Annotated in this window: 28 protein-coding genes; all 28 read left to right on the top strand. The window is 60.7% G+C overall.

From position 1 onward, the window contains the following. Position 1 precedes the first annotated feature (1 nt). The 28 genes from ABD890_RS25335 to ABD890_RS25200 all read left to right on the top strand — a co-directional run bounded on the left by ABD890_RS25335 (position 2) and on the right by ABD890_RS25200 (position 20,343). Positions 2–295: a hypothetical protein gene (locus ABD890_RS25335; protein WP_345095846.1), complete on the top strand. Its 294-nt coding sequence runs from the start codon at positions 2–4 to the stop codon at positions 293–295. Then, the gene (locus tag ABD890_RS25330) at positions 292–801 is read left to right on the top strand and encodes a GNAT family N-acetyltransferase (RefSeq protein ID WP_345095845.1); all 510 of its coding nucleotides are present in this window, start codon (positions 292–294) and stop codon (positions 799–801) included. Before ABD890_RS25335 ends, ABD890_RS25330 begins: the two co-directional genes overlap by 4 nt. After that, positions 785–1,783 (top strand): helix-turn-helix domain-containing protein, encoded by a 999-nt coding sequence (locus ABD890_RS25325; RefSeq protein ID WP_345095844.1) that lies wholly within the window; start codon positions 785–787, stop codon positions 1,781–1,783. The genes ABD890_RS25330 and ABD890_RS25325 overlap by 17 nt, the downstream gene beginning before the upstream one ends. 36 nt (positions 1,784–1,819) lie before the next feature. Continuing rightward, complete coding sequence (locus ABD890_RS25320; protein WP_345095843.1) at positions 1,820–2,128, top strand: hypothetical protein; 309 nt, start codon at positions 1,820–1,822, stop codon at positions 2,126–2,128. Next, the gene (locus ABD890_RS25315) at positions 2,125–2,727 is read left to right on the top strand and encodes a hypothetical protein (RefSeq protein WP_345095842.1); all 603 of its coding nucleotides are present in this window, start codon (positions 2,125–2,127) and stop codon (positions 2,725–2,727) included. Before ABD890_RS25320 ends, ABD890_RS25315 begins: the two co-directional genes overlap by 4 nt. Before the next feature lie 397 nt (positions 2,728–3,124). Beyond that, entirely contained in the window at positions 3,125–3,460 is a 336-nt protein-coding gene (locus ABD890_RS25310) for a DUF3310 domain-containing protein (protein ID WP_345095841.1), read from the top strand. 15 nt (positions 3,461–3,475) lie between these two features. Next, a complete protein-coding gene (locus ABD890_RS25305; protein ID WP_345095840.1) occupies positions 3,476–3,922 on the top strand; it encodes a hypothetical protein in 447 nt (148 codons plus the stop codon). 96 nt (positions 3,923–4,018) lie between these two features. Further along, entirely contained in the window at positions 4,019–4,633 is a 615-nt protein-coding gene (locus tag ABD890_RS25300; RefSeq protein ID WP_345095839.1) for a hypothetical protein, read from the top strand. Between the two features lie 72 nt (positions 4,634–4,705). Beyond that, positions 4,706–5,041: a hypothetical protein gene (locus ABD890_RS25295; protein ID WP_345095838.1), complete on the top strand. Its 336-nt coding sequence runs from the start codon at positions 4,706–4,708 to the stop codon at positions 5,039–5,041. A gap of 3 nt (positions 5,042–5,044) precedes the next feature. Next, on the top strand, positions 5,045–5,983 hold the full coding sequence (locus ABD890_RS25290) for a hypothetical protein (RefSeq protein ID WP_345095837.1): 939 nt from the start codon (positions 5,045–5,047) through the stop codon (positions 5,981–5,983). A gap of 5 nt (positions 5,984–5,988) precedes the next feature. Continuing rightward, complete coding sequence (locus ABD890_RS25285; RefSeq protein ID WP_345095836.1) at positions 5,989–7,476, top strand: hypothetical protein; 1,488 nt, start codon at positions 5,989–5,991, stop codon at positions 7,474–7,476. Beyond that, entirely contained in the window at positions 7,473–7,835 is a 363-nt protein-coding gene (locus tag ABD890_RS25280) for a hypothetical protein (protein ID WP_345095835.1), read from the top strand. The genes ABD890_RS25285 and ABD890_RS25280 overlap by 4 nt, the downstream gene beginning before the upstream one ends. Further along, complete coding sequence (locus ABD890_RS25275) at positions 7,835–8,587, top strand: HNH endonuclease (protein WP_345095834.1); 753 nt, start codon at positions 7,835–7,837, stop codon at positions 8,585–8,587. Before ABD890_RS25280 ends, ABD890_RS25275 begins: the two co-directional genes overlap by 1 nt. Before the next feature lie 203 nt (positions 8,588–8,790). Next, positions 8,791–9,282: a P27 family phage terminase small subunit gene (locus ABD890_RS25270; protein ID WP_345095833.1), complete on the top strand. Its 492-nt coding sequence runs from the start codon at positions 8,791–8,793 to the stop codon at positions 9,280–9,282. Beyond that, the gene (locus ABD890_RS25265) at positions 9,269–10,963 is read left to right on the top strand and encodes a terminase large subunit (RefSeq protein WP_345095832.1); all 1,695 of its coding nucleotides are present in this window, start codon (positions 9,269–9,271) and stop codon (positions 10,961–10,963) included. Before ABD890_RS25270 ends, ABD890_RS25265 begins: the two co-directional genes overlap by 14 nt. Further along, positions 10,960–12,642 carry a phage portal protein gene (locus ABD890_RS25260; RefSeq protein ID WP_345095831.1) on the top strand — a complete coding sequence of 561 codons (1,683 nt, stop codon included), beginning with the start codon at positions 10,960–10,962 and terminating at the stop codon, positions 12,640–12,642. The genes ABD890_RS25265 and ABD890_RS25260 overlap by 4 nt, the downstream gene beginning before the upstream one ends. Further along, positions 12,626–13,573 carry a S49 family peptidase gene (locus tag ABD890_RS25255; RefSeq protein ID WP_345095830.1) on the top strand — a complete coding sequence of 316 codons (948 nt, stop codon included), beginning with the start codon at positions 12,626–12,628 and terminating at the stop codon, positions 13,571–13,573. Before ABD890_RS25260 ends, ABD890_RS25255 begins: the two co-directional genes overlap by 17 nt. A gap of 195 nt (positions 13,574–13,768) precedes the next feature. Next, positions 13,769–15,130 carry a phage major capsid protein gene (locus ABD890_RS25250; protein WP_345095829.1) on the top strand — a complete coding sequence of 454 codons (1,362 nt, stop codon included), beginning with the start codon at positions 13,769–13,771 and terminating at the stop codon, positions 15,128–15,130. A gap of 58 nt (positions 15,131–15,188) precedes the next feature. Beyond that, complete coding sequence (locus ABD890_RS25245; protein ID WP_345095828.1) at positions 15,189–15,566, top strand: hypothetical protein; 378 nt, start codon at positions 15,189–15,191, stop codon at positions 15,564–15,566. Positions 15,567–15,569: 3 nt separating this feature from the next. After that, positions 15,570–16,016: a hypothetical protein gene (locus tag ABD890_RS25240; RefSeq protein WP_345095827.1), complete on the top strand. Its 447-nt coding sequence runs from the start codon at positions 15,570–15,572 to the stop codon at positions 16,014–16,016. A 4-nt stretch (positions 16,017–16,020) separates the two neighbouring features. Beyond that, positions 16,021–16,590 carry a head-tail connector protein gene (locus ABD890_RS25235; RefSeq protein WP_345095826.1) on the top strand — a complete coding sequence of 190 codons (570 nt, stop codon included), beginning with the start codon at positions 16,021–16,023 and terminating at the stop codon, positions 16,588–16,590. Continuing rightward, complete coding sequence (locus ABD890_RS25230; RefSeq protein ID WP_345095825.1) at positions 16,590–16,913, top strand: phage head closure protein; 324 nt, start codon at positions 16,590–16,592, stop codon at positions 16,911–16,913. The genes ABD890_RS25235 and ABD890_RS25230 overlap by 1 nt, the downstream gene beginning before the upstream one ends. Positions 16,914–16,915: 2 nt before the next feature. After that, the gene (locus ABD890_RS25225) at positions 16,916–17,455 is read left to right on the top strand and encodes an HK97-gp10 family putative phage morphogenesis protein (protein WP_345095824.1); all 540 of its coding nucleotides are present in this window, start codon (positions 16,916–16,918) and stop codon (positions 17,453–17,455) included. Then, entirely contained in the window at positions 17,452–17,874 is a 423-nt protein-coding gene (locus ABD890_RS25220) for a hypothetical protein (protein WP_345095823.1), read from the top strand. The genes ABD890_RS25225 and ABD890_RS25220 overlap by 4 nt, the downstream gene beginning before the upstream one ends. A gap of 3 nt (positions 17,875–17,877) precedes the next feature. Next, positions 17,878–18,300, top strand: coding sequence for a phage tail tube protein (locus tag ABD890_RS25215; protein ID WP_345095822.1), 423 nt, complete (start codon positions 17,878–17,880; stop codon positions 18,298–18,300). A gap of 12 nt (positions 18,301–18,312) precedes the next feature. After that, positions 18,313–18,735 carry a hypothetical protein gene (locus tag ABD890_RS25210; RefSeq protein ID WP_345095821.1) on the top strand — a complete coding sequence of 141 codons (423 nt, stop codon included), beginning with the start codon at positions 18,313–18,315 and terminating at the stop codon, positions 18,733–18,735. Positions 18,736–18,800: 65 nt separating this feature from the next. Beyond that, a complete protein-coding gene (locus ABD890_RS25205; protein WP_345095820.1) occupies positions 18,801–19,022 on the top strand; it encodes a hypothetical protein in 222 nt (73 codons plus the stop codon). A 16-nt stretch (positions 19,023–19,038) separates the two neighbouring features. Then, the gene (locus ABD890_RS25200) at positions 19,039–20,343 is read left to right on the top strand and encodes a tape measure protein (RefSeq protein WP_345095819.1); all 1,305 of its coding nucleotides are present in this window, start codon (positions 19,039–19,041) and stop codon (positions 20,341–20,343) included. Positions 20,344–20,610 lie beyond the last annotated feature (267 nt).

Genomic DNA, 20,610 nt, shown 5'->3' with positions numbered 1-20,610 from the left:
CATGCGAATCACTACCTGGACGACCGACGTCGTTGAATGCGAGGTCGAGGTCCGCATCGAGGATGTCCTCGGCGAACTGTCTGGCCGTATCCAAGGCCCCGACGCCGAGAATCGACACCTGATCGCCAACGTGTTGTCGAGCGTGATCCGAATCTTGATGGCGATTCCGGACCAAGGGATCGACCAGCTATCGGAGTCGGCGCAAGGCAACGTGCGGCAGATGCTTGTCGAACAGGCTCGTCGGTACGCCGAGCCAGCCGCCGAAAATCCCGCCGCAGACAAGGGAGACGCATGAACGAGATCACACCCCGCGTGGCCCGTATGCGCTGGATCCATGCTCAGGATATGGCCGGCATTCTCGCGATCGAGCGGGAATCGTTCCGCGTTCCCTGGGCCCGCGATCACTTCCGCCAGTTCCTTTCCCGGCGAGAAGGGATCGGCCAGGTGCTCCTGGCGGAAACCGGCGGACCGTTGGCATTCATGCTCTACGAGATCTCGGCCGAGCAGTATCACCTGGTCAGCCTGGCGGTGGCGGAAGTGCATCGCCGGCAGGGACTCGGCCGGAAAATGATGGCCCACCTGGCCCGGCAATGCACCCTGCACAAATCCCGCCGGTCGATTCGCGTCGAAGTTCCCGAGCGGAACTTGCCCTCGCAGCTCTTCTTCCAGGCGGCCGGTTTCCAGGCGGTCGAGGTGCTGCGCGACCACTACCAAGATCCGGACGAAGATGCCTTTCGATTCGTCTGGCATGCCGATCAACCTCGAATCCCACCCAGGAGCCAAAGTGAGCAAGGAAGCTAGAAGCGATCCCCGACAGACGACCATCGACTGGACCCGAGCCCAGCGGTTGAAGTTTTTGGACGAGTTGGAACTTCCCAAGATGCCGGGCACGACGCCGGCGAAAATGCTGGCCGTCTTGCGATGTCTGGAAAGTCACTGCCGCGAGCAAACCAGCTGCCGCGTCCGGAGCGATACGATCGCCGCCAAGGTGAACACCACCTCGCGTTCGGTTCGTCGCGCCTTGGCTTCCCTGGAGGAGCTGGGTGTGGTGACCCGCAAGCGAACTGGTCGCAGCTCGATGTATCAGATTTCGTGGCCCAACCTGCAGTCGCATGTTCCCCGCGTGGTGGCCCGCGAAGAGGCGGCCGTGTCCGATCAGAGCGGACACCATGTCCGATCAGATAGGACGCCATGTCCGATCAGAGTGGACACCGTGTCCGATCAGATAGGACGCCATGTCCGATCGACAGAAGCGTATTTCGAAACGAAACAAGAAACGCCTCCTCCTCCGCCTCTGGAAGCGGAAGCAACCTGGCACGAAGCGGAGGGGGCGGTGGCTCGCTGTGACGTGGGAAGGGTCCGGGAGGCGATCGACCGGGCTCAGCATGCCGGCGTCGGCCCGGCGTACGTCCTGGCCTGCGTGGCGATGGTCGAGGCCTCGGCCGGTGCCTTTGGTGGCGGCGCCCTGCTGGAACGTCTGCGGCAAGCATCGCCGCACGTCCCCCCGGAAGCGATCCACGCCTGGCCCCCGCCAAGACCCCTGACCGCTCGCGAGGCGAAGGCCTGCCGGCTTCTGGCTGCCCTGGCCGAACATTCCCCCGGCGAGGGCTGGACCGAAAACCTACGGCAACGCTTCGAGCGAATTGCCCAGACCGACCCGCAGCGAGCTCCGCCCGACCAGGCGATGATCGCAGCACGCTACGGCTGCCCTTTCACAACCCGCGAAGTCGCCCGTGCCTGGTTTCAACTGGCGGCCGGCGCGGAAATCGATTCACCGACGTAATTTCACCCTGAAACTTCTTTCGCAGAAAGTCAATCAATGACCAAACCAACCAAACAATTCAAACTCAGCAAGGCGGACGCCATTCGCAAGCACCTGACCGAGAACCCAGGCGTATCTCCGGCCGTGACGGCCGAAGCCCTGGTCAAAGCGGGCTACAAGGATGTCACCCCGCAATATGTCAGCACGATCAAGTCGATGGACAAACGAAAGGCGGGCAAGACCATTCCGCGGGGCCCGTTGACCAGCGACGACCTGCTGGCCACGAAGAAATTCGTGCAGCAGTTCGGAGGCATGGAGCGTGCCAAGCTGGCGATCGATACCCTCGGGACCTTGGGGGCGAAATGAACATCACGTGCGCTCCCATTGAAGACTGGCCCGGCACGCGAACGCCGCGCCATCAACAGCAGCGAAGCCGCTTCGATTCCACTTGGACCGCGACTCTCACGTTGCTGGAATCGGAACTGCAGAAGCTACGCGCCACGCAGGTCGTGATGCAACTCGACGTGACCCCCTCGGATATCCGACTGGACGGCCAAATTCGAGCCAACTCCCGCCCTAGATCGTCGGCCGTGGTCCTCTCTTTTAACACGCCGAAAGGTGCCCTGTCGTTTCCATGCGATCGGTTCACCAACTGGCAGGACAACGTGCGGGCAATCGCCAAGAGCCTGGAAGCGTTGCGAATGGTCGACCGGTACGGAGTCACGCGAGGCAATGAGCAGTACCGGGGCTGGTCGAGGCTTCCACCACCAACCACAGCACCCACGGCCGACATGGTCGCCGATGTCTTGTGGCTCGCGAAGCTGGTCGGAGTGCAAGCGTCGGAAATCACCGGACCTTACAACCTGGCCGTGGCGATTCGCCAGGCGGAACGGATCACGCATCCCGACGCTGGTGGCAGTGCGGAAGACTTCAAACGGGTGCAACGAATCAAGGAGCAAGCTTGATAGAAAAACCGCCCAGCGACTAGACAGATGCTTTCCGCTTTTCCATGATTCGGCCGTTCGGACAGTCGCGTGTGCGTAGTCCACATCTTCCCGTTTTGGGGCGATGAGCATGCCGCGTTCTGGATCGATCACAAGATAGGCGAGGTGGTTATCCGCCTAACCGCCTCGCTTTATTTTGTTGGCCCGCCCCTGGCCCTGATCGCTTCGCTCGCTACCAATCCGGCGAACCAGGCAAGCGGAATGGGTGGCGTGACCAGGTCGCCGGTAACCTGGCTTTGAACGAGTGTGTTGCACTCTCCATAGGGCCAGGCGGCGGATCACCAGCAACTCCGCCGCCTGGTTTTTTCCCGTCGACATCCATCGCAAGCCAATTTCAACCAGGTACGAGGTCCGCTAGATGACTCCTCAGCATAACGCTCCGGAACTGGTCCACCATCCAGACCACTACAATCGCGGCAGCATGGAAGTGATCGACGCGATCGAAGGTCTGGGCCTGGGGTTCTGCGAGGGGAACGCTCTCAAGTACCTGGCACGCCACCCGGACAAAGGAGGCGTGACCGATCTGATGAAGGCGGCCTGGTACGTCCATCGACTCATCGAGAAGGCCGACCAGGAGAAGCTGACCGAGGTAGTTCTCTGCCTGCTAGGAGACCTTTACCCTGGGGTGAATACGGCCGAGATCGTGGCCCAGATGCACCGATGGAAACAGGGCAGTCAACGACCAGAAGCTTAGGCTAACGGTGACCGCATGAAGCGGAAGCGAAAAACACGCACGGCTGCGAAACCAACGCCCCGCCCTTCGCGCAAGAAAATCGCCGCGACTCGGGAAGCGGCGGGGCAGCTCTGTCGCCGTCTCGAGATCTTGCTGCGTCAGGGGGCTCTGGCCGAATCGTTGGAAGCCCACAAGGAATTCATTCGGCAGCTCGAGAATCCGCAGGTTCGCTGGTCTGAGTACCGTTATCTGCGGGACGTGCCGCTGGCGATCACCGATATGGATCCTCGCTGCCGGGAACTGTTGGAAGTGGCCGGCTATCTGACGGTTGGGAATATCGACCAGGCGAGCGATGCCGAACTCTGCTCGCTTCAGGGGATCAGTCGCCGGCGTTTGATTCGGATCCGGGCCGACGTCGAGACGATCGCCAAGCATTATGTCGCCTGGCGGCTGGAGCAGGACCAGCGAGATCTCGCGAAGTAAGCGGGCCGGATCGATGAGGTTGCCAGATTCGCACCGGCGGACCACCCTGGCGGCTTTCGGTTTCACGCCCTGCCACTTCACCCGGAGGCCTCGACCATGGCCAAGATCGTCCACAACGATGTTCTCGACGCTGCTCTCGCTGTCATCGAGTCGAACTGCGACAAGCTGACCATCTGTTCGCGAGCTCCGACGACCTACACCGAGGCAAACACCACCTACGCCCTCGGCGATGCGGTTCCCACTTTCACCGGTCCGGCCGATGGGGACGTGAGCGGCCGCAAGCTGACCGTCGACGCGATCAGTGGGGCCGATGTCGATGGGAGCGGCAACGCCAATCACGTTGCCCTCTTGGATAGTGGCAACTCGAAGCTGCTCTACGTCACCCCTTGCTACCAGGTCCGCAGCAATACGGCCCAGGCCGGCGCGGCGTCGGCCATCACGCTCGACGCGGGGGCCAGTGCCACGGACGACCTCTACAACAACTGCTCGATCGTGAAGTGGAACGTCGACGGCAACGGCAACCCGATCAACGTCGAGACCAAGCTGATCACCGATTACGTCGGGGCAACCAAGGTGGCCACGGTCAACTCGGCCTGGGCCAATAATCCCACGGCCACCAGCCTGTTCAAGATCTACGGCCAGCAGGTCACCATCGGCAACACGTTCGGCCTGGACGCCTGGGACATCGAGATCGAAGACGCCGCCCCGTAACCTCGTATCCGATCGCTTTTGGAACGTTTGACCTGATTTTCATTTTTTTAACCCACGCGGAACGCATTAAAAATGGCAGCGACGAATGAGCAGGTGCAGCAGTATGTGGATCAGCGGGTTCGCCCTGCATGTGAAGCGATCCGGGCCCTTTTCACGCAGTCGGAAGATAACATCGCATCGATCGATGATATCTATGCCAACCTGACCGATGCTCCCGACTGGACCGATGGCCGGGACGATCATCCGCCCCACCTCGCCACGCCGACGGACGTGCTCGCCTGGAATGCGTTTATCAACGGCCTGGTCAAGTTTCAGAACGGGACGTTTGCCGATGTGACCGAGGCCAATTCGTTTGCCGCCCAGCTGCCGGTGATCTTGAAGCTATGCGTGCGCCCGGTCGTGGAGTAATCCATGGCGACCTATTACGTCACCACCTCGGGATCGAATGGCAACGCCGGCACCAGCGAAGGCGCGGCGTGGGCCAATCCTGGCTACGCTGCCTCGCAGATGTCGACCGGCGATGTCTGCTACGTGAAGAGTGGCACCTACACGCTGACCACCTCGACGGCCGGTTCCGGTGGTCCGGTTTCGCTGCCGCAAGGTGTCATCATGGAAGGGTACCAGATTACGCCGGGGGACCTGGGGACGCCGCCGGTGATCTTCGCCGGGGCGATTACGTCGGTCAACCTGGTCTCGGCTGCCGGGAGCCTCTCGGTCAGTCGCTGCCGCAACCTGAAGGTCGACGGAAACAGCAATAGTGGCGTGCATGGCTTCGCGGCATCGTTCCGGGATCTCGTCGAGCGGTGCGTGGCAACCCGCTGCGTCTTTGGTTTCAACCAGGTCAACGCCTTAGAGTCGTTGGCCGATAGTTGCTCGAGCCGCGGCTTTCAAAACTGCAATGCGACCCTCTGCCATGCCCGGAACTGTCCGGTTGGTTTCGCCCTGTTTGGGAGTCGTCTGCAGGTGGTCAGTTGCATTGCCGAAGGAGGATCGGGCAACGGCTTTTTGACGGGCAGCAGCCTGACGACCGAGTACGCACCCCTGTTGGCGTTTTGTCATGCCTACGGCTATGGGAGCAACGGCTTCTTTCTGCAGGTAGCCAATGCGCAGACGATCGCCTGTTGTGCGGTGGGCAATGGGGCGTACGGCTTCAATGTTGCCCAAACAAGCATCGTGATGCGCGGCTGCGCCGGCTATGGGAACACGTCGGGGAACACCAACGCTGGAGCACCGATTAGCGTGACTAGCTTAACCGCCGACCCTTACGACAACGCCGCCGCCGGAGACTTCAACCTGAATAACGTCGCGGGAGGGGGCGCGGTGCTGCGAGGGCTTACCGCGGAAGTGTAGCCATCATGAGCACCTTTTATCTCTACTGTGCCTGGGCCTCGCCCACTGCCGGCAGCACAACCGACGTCTCGCTGTACGGTGGCTGGTATGAGCCCTCGATCGAGTACAGCGGAGCGGTCGATGCGGCCAGGCATCGTCAGGCGGCCGACACGCCGAGCGGCAGCCTGGGGATCGGAGGTGCCGTTGCTGCCGGCCAGCATCGCCAGATCGCCGAGGGGCCGCTTCTTTCGCAAGCTCATTCGCTGGTAGCCGCTGACGGATTGCATCCCGCGGAAACGGACTCGCCGTCGCTCACGCAAAACCATCGGCTGGGAGAGTCGATCGACCAGCACCGGCAAACGACCGTCGCTCCCCTGCTCTTCCAGCAGCAACGTCTTGATGTCGAATCGGCCGCCCACGCCTGGCGATCGGACGAACTGAACGGCTCGATTGGATCGACGGGGCCTGTCGACGCTGGCGAGCACCGCAAGACGGCCGACGTCGTGGGCCTGATTCAGCAACACCAGCTGGAAGAACCAATCGATCAACACCGGCACCAGGTGGCCGCGGCGAGCCTGACGCAGCACCACGTCGTCGACGTCGACTCGGGACAACATCGCCAGGCGGTGCCGGGTGTCTTGCTGCAGGTTCATTTTCAACTGTCGGCCGAGGCGGGAAGCCATGGCCAGCTGGTCGACGCGGTTCCCTTGTCGCAAGAGCACCACCTGGTAAGCGTTTCGGCCTGGCATGACCAGGCGGCCGAGTCGCCGGCCGTGACGCAGCATCATCCCCTGGCGGTCGACGGCGCGAGTCATCGTCTGGGAGGTGATCTGCCAACGACGCGGCAAAACCATCCCCTGGTCGCCGATCCGACCCAGCACCGCAGCCAGGCAGACGAGGTCGCCGGCAAAACGGGCGTGCAAGGATGGGCGGACGTGGGATCGCACCACCTGGCGTTTCCGGCTTCCCACCTATTCCAGGAACAGCGACTGCCGGCCGAAGCGGGAGCGATGCCGCAAACGGCCGCGGTGCCTGGTCTGCTGCAGCAACATACGTTGCCGATCGAGCCGCTGTCCCATCGCTGCCAGGTACCGGTGGTGACGCTCGACCAGGCTCACCAGCTGGTAGCCTCGGTTTGCCAGCATGGGCAGGCGATCGAAACGCCGCTCGGCCTGGTGGCGATCGTCGGTGCGGTCGCCTCGGGAACACATCGCCAGGCGTGCCAGGTTGCTCGTTTGGTTCAGTCGCATTCGCTCGCCGCTGCGACCTGTCGACATGACCTGGTCGCGCTGGTCGGTGGACTGCGGCAGGCGCATTGGCTGTCGATCGACGCTGGTCCGCATGGGCAACTGGCGGAAACGCCCGCCGGTGGAACGCGTGCCAAGCAGCTGGTGATCCAGGCGATCGGCGTCTATGTCGGTGGTGCGGTCGAACAAGGAACGTTCGTCGGTGGCCCGGAGGCCAGCGGTGCCTATCATGGTGAGGCCTTAACCCAGGGAGTCGATCGATCATGAGTTGCTGCGAAGCGCAAGCCGTTTGCGTGCCGCTGGGAGGCGGCCCGGTCCTGCTCGGCCGCATTGGCCTGAATTCCGGTAGCCTCGTCCAGCAGGCCGATCTCGAGAAAATCGAGTACCTGGTGTTGCGGGGCGTGAACGCGGTCGGCAGCGACGAGCTCGAGGCGGCCGAGGTGATTCACAACGTGCTGCAGACCGACGCTCGCTGGAAGCCTGATAAGACCGGCTACAACTTCGAGTGGGACGCTCCGCACACGCTCTTCCCCCAGGAGGACGCGTTCACCGTCGTCGTCACCTTCACCCCGACCTCTGGCAACCCGGTCGTTGCCAAGTGGTCGGTCATTGTGGAAGGACACTAGTGGCCAGGCTGATTCAATGCGGCCGCTGTGGTCGAACCCATTCCGCGCGGCGTTGCCCTCACTGCACTAAGGCGAGACACCAGCAGTACGATCGCACCCGGCGGAATCGGCAGGCGAAGAGCTTCTATAACTCGGCCGCCTGGAAGTCGCTGCGTGCGGCGTGTGGTGATCGAGACCGATATGTCTGCCAGGCGTGCGGCAAGCCCGCCGGCAAATCGTTTCATGCCGACCACGTGGTACCTCGCGAGCAAGGGGGTGCCGATGACCTCGACAACCTGCAGACGTTGTGTGATAGATGCCACAGCAGCAAGTCGATGCGAGAGACGCAGCATGGCCCCGCCAGGGCGTACGTCGTGGCGGGACCTCCTTGCTCTGGCAAGAGTACCTGGGTGAGCGAGCGTCGACAGCCAGGCGACCTGGTGCTTGACCTCGATCGGATCAAGCAGGCGATCACCGGCGACCCACTACACGTCACCAACCAGGCAGCGTTGCGGGTGGCAATTGCGATGTGGACGACGGCTATCAAGGAGCTGAAGCGGAAACCGTTTGCGGGTGTCGTGTATGTCGAGACGACCGAGCCCGACCCTGCTCGGCGCCGCTATTGGTGCGGCGAACTAACCGCCCAGCAAGTGCTGATCCACAGCGACCAGGCCACCTGCCTGGCCCGCCTCGAGGCAAGCCCAGAGCGAGCAACCGACCGAGAAGGAATCGAGGGTCGGATCGCTCAATGGTTCGCCGAAAACTCGACGTAAGTGCTGATGTATCAGGATGATACGCCAAAATGGCAGGTGCCAATGTGGCAGGCCCCTGCCCCCTGGGGGAGGGCGGCCAAAATCCTCCCAGCCGACAACATAAGACCGCCCTTCTAAGCGTTCACGTTTTTTCGCGAAATTCGATACGGGGGGTCTTCCTGTTGAGGCCATTTGGCGGGAAGCCAACTAGAGAGGCGTTTGCAATGGCGAAGCGAGGACGAAAACCGAAACCCACCGCGCTCAAAATCTTCGAGGGCAATCCGGGTAAGCGAGCGTTGCCAACCGACGAACCGACGCCGCCGGCTGGCAAAGTGGAACCTCCCTTCAAGCTCGATCGCATCGGCATGAAGGTGTGGCGGCTGATGCTCGACAACGCTCCGAAGGATCTCGTCAAGCCATTCGATGCGCTGGCCCTCTGGCAGTTCTGCCAGGCATGGAGCGACTTCTTCGTGGGCGAGAAGAAAGTCTCCGAATTGAAAGGCGAGTACTTCGTGTACTCGGAAAAGGGTGGCGTCTATTTGCATCCCGCGGTTACCTTGCGGAACCAGGCCTGGTCTCGGATCCACAAACTCGGTCCGCTGTTTGGATGGTCCCCCGCTTCGCGCGTTGGTTTGAATTTCAACGAAGGCAAGAAGAGCCCGGCCGAGCAGCTCGCCGAGATCCTGATGGGAAGCGGCAAGAGTGGCAGCGGGTAAGCGATCGCAGCAGGCCTGGTACCGGCAGGCGAAAAAAGAAGGCTGGCTCCCTTACGTCAAAACGATCGGCGACGAGCGAGCTGCCGAGGCTGGGTATTGGTTCGATACCCAGCGTGCCGAGATGCATTGCCGTTTCTTTGAAAGCATCTTGAAGCATACCCGCGGCAAGATGGCCAAGAAGCCTTTCAAGCTGTTGCCGTGGCAACGCGAGGATGTCATCTATCCGCTGTACGGCTGGAGACACCGCGAGACCGGCTACCGCAGATTCCGCAAGGGATCGATCTGGGTACCTAAGAAAAACGGCAAGTCGACCCTTGCTGGTGGCATCGTGCATGATGCGTTGCATCTATCAGGGCCACGTGCCGAGGCGTATGGTTTCGCTTTCACTGCGAAGCAAGCGCGGATCGTGTTCAACGAAGCGGCTGCGTTTCTCAAGAGTTCCGACTTCCTCAACAGCACCTCGAAGTCGACGCCGACCGCCAATCGGATATCGGTCCCCTACCTCGATTCGTTCTTTGAAGCTCGCGAAGGGGAAGCGGGCAAAGAATCGGCCGAGGGTATCAATCCGGTCCTGGTGATCTTCGACGAGTTGCACGTCCAGAAGAAACGCGACCTATGGGACGCGATTACCTACGCCTGCGCCGCGCAGGATGAAGCCCTGATTCTGTCGATCTCGACAGTGGGTGTCTGGGACGAGGAAGCGATTTGGTGGGAGCAGTACGACTATGCCAAGCGTGTGCTCGCGGGGGAAATCACCGACCATTCTTTCTTTGCTTACATCGCCCAGGCCGATGAAGAGTGTCGCGATAACCTCGACATGCTGCTCGACCCGGTGCAGCAAAAGAAGGCGAACCCATCGCTCGATGAACCAGGCTGTTTAACCTCGGCCGAGTTGACGGCCGCGGTGATCGAGGCGAAGAACAGCCCCCGCAAAGTCAACAACCTGCTCCGGTACCGATTCGGTTTGCCCACGTCGCAGATCAACCGCATCGTCAACATGGCGATGTGGCACGCGTGCGAGGCGGAGGATCCTGATCGGCTTGAGGATCGCCGGGCGTTCGGAGGCCTCGACCTGGCCAGCGTCGAGGATCTCACTGCGTTCGTGCTTTACTTCGAGCCTGATCTGGAGCTCGGCGAAAAGGGATTCCTGATTGCAACGTTCTGGTGTCCGGAAGAAAAGCTGCTCGAGCGAGAACGTGCCGGCAAGCTGCACTACAAACAATGGGCCGATGATGGATGGCTCCGCGTGACTCCCGGGAAGCGAATCCATCACCCAACGATCGTGGCCGACCTGCAGGAATTCGTAGAGCTATACGACATCGCGCTGATCGGCTACGACAAATGGAACGCAGAGGCGATCGTGCAGCAGATCGAGGTCGACGTCGACGTGGTGGAAGTGCAGCAGACGCTGCGAGGCATGACCATCGGCACCAAGTTCCTGCTCGACGACATCGAAGAGAAACGGATCGAGCACGAAGGGAATCCGGTCCTGACCTGGTGCATGCGAAATGCCGCCGCTGATAAACGATCCAACGAAGACTATATCCGATTCGATAAGGAAAGCTCGAAGGGGAAGATCGACGGCGCCATGGCCAGTGCGATCGCCCGGGGCCTGGCAGCAGTGGCGGAGCCACGGCAGAAGAGTATCTACGATCAAGATGGAGAGGGACTGGAACTGTGATCAAACGCCTGGGAAGTTGGGCCGCCGGCAAGCTGTTGAGCAGTTTCGGAGGTTCGTGGTTCGGCCAGACAATGCTGCAGTTCATGGGACTGCCGACGGCCGCTGGTCCCCGCGTCGACGAACGCAACGCCATGAACCACTCCGCCGCGTTCGCTTGTACGCGGATTCTGTCGTCGTCTGGGGCTGTCCTGCCCTGGAATCTGAAGCGACCGAAAGAGGGTGGCGGCTCGCTCAACGCTACCGAGCATCCGCTCTATCGGATCTTGCACCGTCGTCCGAATCCCAGAATGACGTCGATGTACTTCCGGCTTTACGGGCTCGCGCAGCAGATCAACTGGGGAAACTTCTATGCGGAAGTCGATCGAAACCAGTTCGGCGAGGTGGTCGCTCTCTATCCCATCCACGCTTCCCGAGTGACCTACCAGGAGCAGGCAGACGGCTCGGTTGTCTACACCGTTCAGAACAATGGCGGGAGCGTGGTGGAGTTCACCAACGGCCCCGACCTGGCAACCCGCTGCGAGCTGTTGCACATTCCGTCGATCTATCCTGCCGAGGATGGCATTGGTGGGATGGGCACGATCTCGAAAGCCCGAGAGACGATCGGGATGGGGATGGCGGTCCGCGAGCATGGAGCCAAGACGTTTGCCAATGGTTGCCGCCCCACCGTGGCCGTGAAGCTCAACAAGACGAAACTCGAAAACGATACTCGGGCTCGGTTCCGAAAGGAGTGGGCCGAGGCCACGACGGGACCGCAGCGCGGTAAGCCGATCCTGCTCGACGGCACCATGGAGCTGCAGCAGTTCAGTTGGAACAACGAGGATAGCCAGTTCCTCGGCACGCTCGAATACAACGACGAAGACGTGGCCCGCTGGTATGGCGTGCCGCCCCATATGATCCAGATCCTGAAACGGGCGACCTTCAATAACATCGAAATGCAGTCGACCGAGTTCGTCGTCTACTCGTTGGTCCCTTGGATCGAGATGTGGGACCAGGTGGTTGAAACCTCGTTGCTCACGCCGGCCGAGGTTGCCTCTGGCTATTTTGTGAAGCACAACGTAAATGGTTTGCTCCGAGGTGACAGCAAGGCCCGAGGCGAATTCTATCGGTTGCTGTGGGGCCTGGGGGCGATCACCATCAACGAGATCCGGGAGCTGGAAGATTACAACCCGATCGGTCCGGATGGGGACAAACACTTCGTTCCGCTGAACGTCACCACCGCAGCACGAGCTGGCACGGCCGAGGCGGAAAAGCAGCAGGCCACCATGCCCGCTAGTTCTAGCGGCGATCAAAATCAGAACGACCGCCAGCAAGCGGCTCGCCAGATATTGGCCGACGTCCTGCGGCGGATGTGGACCAAGGAAGGAAACGCAGCCAAACGCGCCGCGAAGAACCCCGAGACCTTTTCCGAGTGGCTTTCGACTTTCTACGATTCGCACCAGGCTGTCCTGCTCGAGGCGGTCGGGCCATTCAACCGTCTAGCGGTCCTGCTCGACCTGGCGATCGCCTATCCGAGCGACCTGGTCGCTCAGTCTCGCCAGCGGCTCGAGGCGATTGATCCTGCGGCAGCCGGCGATCAATTCGCCGCCATGATTGCCGCCGAGGTCGATTCGTGGCCCGAGGACAGACTTTCGCAAACCTTACGATCCATGGAGGGACGTACGCATGTCGCAACCAATTGAACGCACCGCCCTGACGCAGTTGGCCCAATCGGGGCCGCTCCTGGTATCGGAGCAACACCTGGGGCGATTCCTGGCGGACGCCTCACGCCGGGAAACTGCCACTCCTAAAATTCCCCGCGTCAACGGAGCGGTCGCGGTCATTCCGGTGGAAGGGATGATTCTCTATTTCGATTCGTGGATGGGGGTCAACACGAATCGCCTCGGCAACGTGATCGAGGCGGCCATCGATAACCCCCGGATCAAAGGAGTGGTGCTCGATGTCGACAGCCCCGGCGGTACCAGCTACGGCACGCAGGAACTATCGGACCGTATCTTCGCTGCCCGCAATGCGAAGAAACCGATCGTGGCGATCAGCAATCCGCTGATGGCCTCGGCCGCGATGTGGATCGGCAGTGCCGCCAGCCAGGTGTATGCCACGCCCTCGGGCGACGTCGGCAGCCTGGGGACCTACCAGATCCACGTCGACTACTCCGAGATGATGAAGCAAGCCGGGATCAAGGTGACCTTCATTCATGCGGGGAAGAATAAAGTCGAGTGGTCCCCCTATCACAAGCTGCAGCAGGAAACGATCGAGCATGCCCAACAGGAAGTGGACGAGGTGAACGATGCGTTCATGTCGGCCGTGGCTCGGAATCGGGGCGTCAAGAAATCGGTGGTCACCGGCGAGACGTGGGGCCAGGGACGGACGTTGATCGCCAGCAAGGCCGCCCAGGTCGGCATGATCGACGGGGTGATCTCGCTCAATAACCTGCTGATCAAGATGGGGGCTGATGCTCCGGGGACTCGGGATCGGCACGCCGACGCCGACCTGTCGGCTTACCTGCAGACCATCTGGGACGAGGAAGCGACCGTCGAACTGGTCGAATGCCAGGACCAACACCAGGCAGACGCGGACCGAGCTCGAGCCGCCCTCTGGCGATTGTCCCAATAAATCCTTGCTGAATCGGTGCCGTTGACAGTTGTGCGCCGCTCTACCAAAACCGCCGCGAAAGGTTGGGCCCACACGGAGCCGTCGTTCCGGGCCCGGCTTCCCTCTCGGCTAGCGCCGTCGCGCTCGGCTGGCTGTGGAATTGTGATGTCACCTGGCCGCGTTGGCGGCTCCCTGTGGATTCAAGGAAGGTATCAAATGAAGCTGAAGCGCGAGAAGTTAAAAAAGATCCTGGCCCGGTTGTCGGAGCTGGCTGGCAAAGCTCAGGACAATGGCTGGACCGATGAAGAGCGGGACGAGTTCGACAAGCTGGAGAAGGAAGCCAAAGATCTCCAGGCAGAGATCAAGGCCGCGGAAGAACAACAAGCGGCCGACGCCGAACGCGTTCGTGTTGCGAATGAATTGCAGGCCTCTGCCACGCAAGGCAACGGCCGTCGCTCCAGTGCCAACTGGAACCCGACCGATGATCAAGGCAGCGGTGGTGGTTCGTCGACCACGGTTACCGTCCGCGACAATCGCCAGAATGATCCCCGGTTTGGCTACCGGAACGTCCAGGACTTCCTCCGCGATGTGCGTATCTCGAACACAACCGGAGAGATGCCCGACCGGCTTCGAGCGATGACCGCCGGCAGCGACGAGCAAGGACGTTACTCCGATCCCCATGGCGGCTTCCTCATGCCGTCGTCGCTTTCCAACGAAGTGCTGACGGTTTCTTCGGATGAAGATCCCACGGCCAGCCTGGTACGTGAAATCACGATGCCGACCGATACGCACAAGATCCCCTATCGCGTGGACAAGGATCACAGCAGCAGCGTCTCGGGTGGCCTGCGGGTGGGACGGATCCAGGAAACCCAGGCCCCAGAAGGTACTCGGCAAGAATTCGGCCAGTTGCAGCTCGATGCTAAGGAACTGGGGGGCTACACGTTTGTGACCCGCGAACTGGCCGAAGGGGCCATGGTCAACGTGGCAATGCTGATCCAGATGGGGATGAACGAGGAATTCCCCAGCTACCGCCTGCAGGAAAAGCTGTTCGGTACCGGCGGCGGCCAGATGACCGGTGTCATGAACGCGGGCTGCACGATCACCGTGGCCAAGGAAGACGGCCAGGACCCCGACACGATCGTGGGGGACAACCTTACCAAGATGCGCAGCCGCGTCTGGAAGTACTCGTCGCGGGCGATCTGGCTGGCGAACTCCGATTGTTACGACCAGCTTTGCCGGGCTCACCTGGCCCTGACCAACAGCGACATCCCGCTGTTTGCCCCTGGCAACGGCTCCGACGTCCCCGATCGCATTCTCGGTCGTCCAGCCTACTTCATCGAGCACATGAACACATTGGGTAGCCGAGGCGACCTGCTGTGCGGGGTGTGGTCGGAGTACCTGTTCGGCAAGTACCGGGACATGCGAATGGACACCTCGATCCATGTCCGCTTCCTGGAGCGGGAGCAGGTCTTCATGTTCTGGGAAATGAACGACGGCAAGCCATGGTGGCAAGTGCCTCTCACGCCCAAGAAAAGCGACGTGACCATTTCACCGTTTGTGACCCTGGAAGCTCGCTAGTCCGCCAGAAATCGGTAACCCAGTCGCCCATCAAGCGACGTAGTTGAGAAGTAACCTCATGCCGAAAGTCAAATTCATTCGGGACACCGACCAATACGAGTGGCCCGAACGGATCGTGAAAGGAACGGTCGTCGAGCTATCCGACAAACTGATGGCTCGCTGGCAACGCCGCAAAGCGATCGAGCTGGTCGACCCGTCGACACCGCTCACGGCACCTGGTGCGGAGCCTGAATCGGAGGGCGAAGAGCTCCCCGAGGACGAGTCAGGCGATGACAGTGCCCCTGATGAACCAACTGGCCCGCCGTTACCACCAGAAGGCGAGCAGGGCCAAGGCGTCGAGCATGACGCCAGCTCGGATCCGGAGCCCCCTGCCCCGGAAGTAACCCAATCGACTCCTAGCCAGGCACGACGCCGGCCGCGCAGAAAAGGTAAGTAATCCATGGCATCGCCAGTCGAAACCAATCACCTGCGGAGCAACCTGATCGTCCAGAACTACAAGTTCGACCCGGATGGTGTTAATCCGGTCGACGTAGCCTGGCGTAGCGTCCGCGACATCAAGCGGATCTTGATCGGGTTCACCCGCACGGTCGGCACCGGCAACGTCGACGCGTTCAAGATCCTGGCCAATGCTGCCTCCGATGGGGGCGGTACCGATGTCGAGATCAAGGCCCACCCGCTCGCCAGCCAGCCCGACGCGATCAACGATCAGATCTGGCTGGAATGCTCGGTCGAGGAAATCGCCGCACTCGGCGCGAAAGCCGGCATCGACCTGCAGTACTTCTCGGCGAATGTTGAACTGGCCACGGCGACAGACGAAGGCCTGTTGACCTACGTCCTGGAACCAACCATTCGCAAGGATGGCAACACGACCGATCGGATCGCGTAGGCCCATGCAGTCGTATCTCGTCACTCCTGCGTCCACCAAGCTGTTTTCGTTCGACGAACTGCGTGATCATCTGCGGTTCGTCGAGGTCGACGACCAGGCCGACGCGGATCGTAAGGCAGCGGCGGCCGTGCAGTTCTGTGAACGGTACTGCCGCCGCAACTTCCTGACGACCGTCCGGCGATTGACCCTCCGTGGGTTTCCCGCCTGTGACGAGATCCAACTCGACTATCCACCCTGGCAAAGTGTCGCCAGCATCACTTACCTCGATCCGGCAGGCAGTCTGCAGACACTCGCCCCGGAGGTGTACGGCTTCGATAGCGATCGAGGGATTGTCTTCCTCAACAGCGGCCGGCTGTGGCCCTGCACCCTGCACCAGGTGAATGCGGTGACGATCAGCTTTACGACTGGCTGGACATCGCCGGACCTGGTGCCCGCGGACATCAAGCAGGCGTGCCTGTTTCTGTTTGGGCACAACTACGCCAACCGCGAGGCGGTGATCAACGGATCGATCTCGGCCGAGGTGAAGATGACCGTCGAGGCGTACCTGGCACCCTGGGTGGAACCGAGGTACTGATGGCCCTGCAGGCGGGACAGCTCCGAAACCGAGGCATCGTCAAATGCCCACCGACCCAGCTCGATAGTCGCGGCCAGCGATCAGGCGAATGGGAAAAGGTCTGCACCGTCTGGTTTGGGATCGATCCAACCGGCGGCGGTGAAACGACGGTGGCCAGGCAGCAGCAAGGCACGAGCAACTACGTGCTGGTTTGTCACTACTCGCCACGCATCCAACGCGGGCAGCGAATCTATACGCGAGATTCCGTTCTCGAGATTAGCTATGTCGAGAACGTGGGGATGGCCAATCGGGAATTGCGCATTATTGCCAGTGAGGTGACGTGATCATGAACAACCAGGTAACCGCCGACCTGACGGGTGATAAGGAACTGCTCCGGAAGTTCGAACACTTGGGAAAGAAGGCGGGCAAACGTGTGCTCCGCAAGGCGACCCGGGCAGGCACCGCTCCGCTGGTGAAGGCGGCTAAACGAAACGCTCCTAAAGACTCGGGCGATCTGAAACGAGATCTGACCCAGAAGCAAAAGTTCTATGCCAACAGTGGCACGCAGGTTGGAATTGTTGGAGCCAAGAAACGCCAGGATGGCAAGTCGCGGTCGACGTGGATTTTGCACCTGGTGGAAGAAGGAACCACCGGTCACATCATCCGACCCAAGAATAAGAAGGCGTTGTTCTTCGGCGCGACGGATGCACCGGACAGTGACGACGGCGAGGCCCGGGTTGATCTTTATCGCCAGGTGAACCATCCCGGGAACAAGGGAACTCACTTCCTGCGCAAGGCAGCCGAGCAAACGCAAGACACCTCGGCCGCCAGGTTCACCGAAAAATTCAAAACGGAAATCGAAGCGGAGGCGCAGAAGACTTCATGAGCTTACCTGAGAGCTTCCGGGCGTTCTGCTTGTCACGTCCCGCGATCGCTGACCTGGTGGAAGATCGGATCCACCAGGCCCGGGCAGTCGGCGGACTAGAGATCCGATTTCCGTTTGTGGTCTTTTTCCGTCGTGGTCAGCAGCACGAAAGCGAGCTGGACCAGGCAGAAGGAGAAGAACCGTTTCGTCAGTCGTTCGATGTCGAATGCGCGAGCCTGGACCTGGGGCAATCCCAAGACCTAGCCGATGCGTTGAAGACGCTGCATAACTACGAGGGCCCGTTGGGGGCTGGGACCGTGCAGGCGATCTTCATTGAGGACCAGGACGACGACTACCAGCCCAGGATCGCGGCGGAAGACGCGGCGGTCCACGTCGCCACGCTGCAGGTAGAAATCATCGGTTATTCGCAGCCGGAGTAGATCATGTCAGAGAAACGCATCGGTAAGGGAGCCAAGGTTGAAGTCGATCACGATGGCAACCTGACTTATACCAAGATCGGCCTGATGAAGGATATCACGCCGCCGGGGCGGTCTCGGGCAGGAGCCGACGACACCGAGCTCGACGCCGATCTGATGACCGAGTTCCCCGGGATTGAAGAAGTGAGTGAGTTCACCTTCACCCAGTTCTGGCATGCCGGGGACTCGAATCACGAGATGATCGACGACCTCTTCGACGAGGGGGAAGACGGCATCGTATCGTGGCGAATCACCTACCCCTATTCGACGCCGGTGACCGACACGTTTAGCGGCTGGGTGAAGAACATCACGCCGGCCCAGATCGTCAAGGAAGACATCATGTCCCGCCAGGTGACGGTGTCTCGAACTAGTGCCATTACCCGTTCATAAAGGTTTTCACGGATGGCGAAATTGAAACGCGTTCGCAATCACCCCGTCTCCCTTGGCGATGTCAAAGCGGCCGCGAAAGAAAGTCGCAGACCCCTGAAGGATAACCCGTGGGGGCTCGATTTGTTTGTTCGCAAAATCCCCGGCAAGATCGGGGTGACCCTTATCGCCAAGATGGATGCCGCCCCGAAGGACGAAAAGGGAGATCCCGACGTTGTCCCCGAGACGATGGGGGTGGTCGTGGAGGTCTTGTCCAAGGGGATCGTCAACGCATCGGGCGACCCAATCTTCGACAACAGCGAAGGGCTTGCGCTGCTCGATGAACTGACGGCGCAAGAGCAGATGGCGTTGTACAACCAAATGCCTCTGTTCAAGAGTTCGCCGCAGGTACCGGAAAAAAACGATCCGCTGCCGACCGCCGAGGTCCCCTCGGAATAGAGGACCTGCTCTACGAGCTGTGCCTTTTCATGGGTGGTGGCGAGATCCTCCACCCCGATCACCTGGTGGCACGACTCGACACGGAGCAGATCTGCGGTTGGCGTGATTTCTATCTACGGAATCCATTCGGCATGTTTCGCGAGGACCTGCGAAACATGGTACTGATCCACTACATCCTGGGAGCCCAGGGGGGCATGAGCGGCGACCCTCCGAACCCACTCTTTCCCTATCTCGATAGTCTCGACGAGCTGCAACAGTTGGCCGAGGAGTTCTTCGCGTTAGACTAGCCACGGAAGGCAGGCCATGTCCGGCACCGTTATTGCCAATTTGAAGATCATGCTCTCGGCCAGTTGGGCGAAGCTGCGGAGCGATTTCGGCAAAGCGGGTCAGTCCGTGAAGGGATTCGGCAAGCAAGTCTCGTCTGGGATGCGAGCGGCTCTTGGCAGCCTCCAGGGCCTTGGTGGGGCGGCTGGGGCAGCGATCGGACAGATTGCCTCATTCGGATCGAGTCTGGCAGCACTCGGGCCGATTGCCCTGGCGGTGGCAGCCGCGGTCGGGACCCTTTTGGGAGGTGCCCTGTTTGCCGGTTGGGGTGTCTCTCTCGCTTCCGAGACGGAGCAAGCTCGCGTCGCGATGACGACCATGCTCGGCGACGCCCAGCATGCCGACGCGGTCATTCAGCAGATCAAGGAGACCGCGGCCACCACGCCGTTTCAAAAGGGAGAGCTGATCGATGCCGGCAAGCAGCTGGCGGCGTTCGGTTTTCAAGCGGGGGACATCGTTCCCACGATCCGAATGCTGGGTGACGTTTCCGCGTTGATCGGAGCACCCATTGGCGAAATGTCGGAACTGTTCGGCAAAGCCAAGGTTCAAGGGCGGCTCTTCATGGAAGACATCAACCAGTTCCAGGGCCGCGGCGTTCCGATCATGCAGGCCCTCGCGAAGGAAATGGGAGTCACGACCGCGCAGATCCGCGAAATGGTGTCTGCAGGAGAAGTGGGCTTCAATGAGCTGTACCGGGCGTTTCAGTCCATGACCGAACAAGGGGGCCAGTTTCATCATGGAATGGTGGATCAGGCTCAAACGTTGGATGGCTTGTGGTCCACTTTGAAAGATGCGTTTGCGGATTTGGCCGAGGAGCTCGGCCAGGAGTTATTGCCGATGCTGAAGTTTGCCGCCCATGCCGCGATCACCATGATGGAAAGCATTATCTGGGGTGTGAAGGAGGTGAAGAAGTTTCTGGGGTTTGAGGTGAAGGATTTCAGCGACATCATTAGCAAGCTGCCGAAGGAGGACTTCTCGAAGCCAACCGAAGGCCTGAAACAGGCCCAGGAAGAACTGAAGGAAGGAACCAAAGAGATCAAGCAAAACGCGATCGATGTCGATCAGATCGCTCGCGAAGTTCAGGGGATGCGTTTCAGCAGCTCGGTGGCCGCATACGATCGCTATACCACGGCCGGGTTTTCGGCAGTCCAAGCGGCGAAACAAAACGCGATCGACAACGAAAAGAAGACCATCGAGATTGGCAAGCAGATCTTGCGAAAGATGGACGAGCAACTGGCGGCGACGCGCGACGGCCAGGTCAAAGTGAATCGGCGGCGGATATAGCACCCCCAGAGTGGGCTGGGTATATTTACCACTTGGTATTTGTAACCATCCACTCAGGATCTCCCATGTTGGGCCAAGTCACCTGCCCCCACTGTCGCCAAGTCGTTGTTTCGTCGCCGGAACTTGCAGGCCAGGTTGTTCAATGCCCATCCTGTCGGGGACAGTTTCAGATGCCCTCGGTGCCAGTGGCGGCGATCCCCACGCCGCAACAAAGTTATCGGAGCCCAAGAAGGCACACTAATCAGGGTGTCAAATCAAGTGCCTTGT

It is taken from the genome of Bremerella cremea, from assembly GCF_039541315.1.
GTDB lineage: Bacteria > Planctomycetota > Planctomycetia > Pirellulales > Pirellulaceae > Bremerella > Bremerella cremea.
This window is presented reverse-complemented; position numbering and strand designations above follow the sequence as displayed.

Coding starts and splice junctions, on each gene's coding strand:
- ABD890_RS25215 (WP_345095822.1), top strand. CDS start 17,878: ATGTCAGAGAAACGCATCGGTAAGGGAGCCAAGGTTGAAGTCGATCAC.
- ABD890_RS25300 (WP_345095839.1), top strand. CDS start 4,019: ATGGCCAAGATCGTCCACAACGATGTTCTCGACGCTGCTCTCGCTGTC.
- ABD890_RS25225 (WP_345095824.1), top strand. CDS start 16,916: ATGAACAACCAGGTAACCGCCGACCTGACGGGTGATAAGGAACTGCTC.
- ABD890_RS25285 (WP_345095836.1), top strand. CDS start 5,989: ATGAGCACCTTTTATCTCTACTGTGCCTGGGCCTCGCCCACTGCCGGC.
- ABD890_RS25290 (WP_345095837.1), top strand. CDS start 5,045: ATGGCGACCTATTACGTCACCACCTCGGGATCGAATGGCAACGCCGGC.
- ABD890_RS25305 (WP_345095840.1), top strand. CDS start 3,476: ATGAAGCGGAAGCGAAAAACACGCACGGCTGCGAAACCAACGCCCCGC.
- ABD890_RS25245 (WP_345095828.1), top strand. CDS start 15,189: ATGCCGAAAGTCAAATTCATTCGGGACACCGACCAATACGAGTGGCCC.
- ABD890_RS25240 (WP_345095827.1), top strand. CDS start 15,570: ATGGCATCGCCAGTCGAAACCAATCACCTGCGGAGCAACCTGATCGTC.
- ABD890_RS25330 (WP_345095845.1), top strand. CDS start 292: ATGAACGAGATCACACCCCGCGTGGCCCGTATGCGCTGGATCCATGCT.
- ABD890_RS25210 (WP_345095821.1), top strand. CDS start 18,313: ATGGCGAAATTGAAACGCGTTCGCAATCACCCCGTCTCCCTTGGCGAT.
- ABD890_RS25310 (WP_345095841.1), top strand. CDS start 3,125: ATGACTCCTCAGCATAACGCTCCGGAACTGGTCCACCATCCAGACCAC.
- ABD890_RS25280 (WP_345095835.1), top strand. CDS start 7,473: ATGAGTTGCTGCGAAGCGCAAGCCGTTTGCGTGCCGCTGGGAGGCGGC.
- ABD890_RS25335 (WP_345095846.1), top strand. CDS start 2: ATGCGAATCACTACCTGGACGACCGACGTCGTTGAATGCGAGGTCGAG.
- ABD890_RS25200 (WP_345095819.1), top strand. CDS start 19,039: ATGTCCGGCACCGTTATTGCCAATTTGAAGATCATGCTCTCGGCCAGT.
- ABD890_RS25295 (WP_345095838.1), top strand. CDS start 4,706: ATGGCAGCGACGAATGAGCAGGTGCAGCAGTATGTGGATCAGCGGGTT.
- ABD890_RS25270 (WP_345095833.1), top strand. CDS start 8,791: ATGGCGAAGCGAGGACGAAAACCGAAACCCACCGCGCTCAAAATCTTC.
- ABD890_RS25230 (WP_345095825.1), top strand. CDS start 16,590: ATGGCCCTGCAGGCGGGACAGCTCCGAAACCGAGGCATCGTCAAATGC.
- ABD890_RS25235 (WP_345095826.1), top strand. CDS start 16,021: ATGCAGTCGTATCTCGTCACTCCTGCGTCCACCAAGCTGTTTTCGTTC.
- ABD890_RS25255 (WP_345095830.1), top strand. CDS start 12,626: ATGTCGCAACCAATTGAACGCACCGCCCTGACGCAGTTGGCCCAATCG.
- ABD890_RS25315 (WP_345095842.1), top strand. CDS start 2,125: ATGAACATCACGTGCGCTCCCATTGAAGACTGGCCCGGCACGCGAACG.
- ABD890_RS25320 (WP_345095843.1), top strand. CDS start 1,820: ATGACCAAACCAACCAAACAATTCAAACTCAGCAAGGCGGACGCCATT.
- ABD890_RS25220 (WP_345095823.1), top strand. CDS start 17,452: ATGAGCTTACCTGAGAGCTTCCGGGCGTTCTGCTTGTCACGTCCCGCG.
- ABD890_RS25250 (WP_345095829.1), top strand. CDS start 13,769: ATGAAGCTGAAGCGCGAGAAGTTAAAAAAGATCCTGGCCCGGTTGTCG.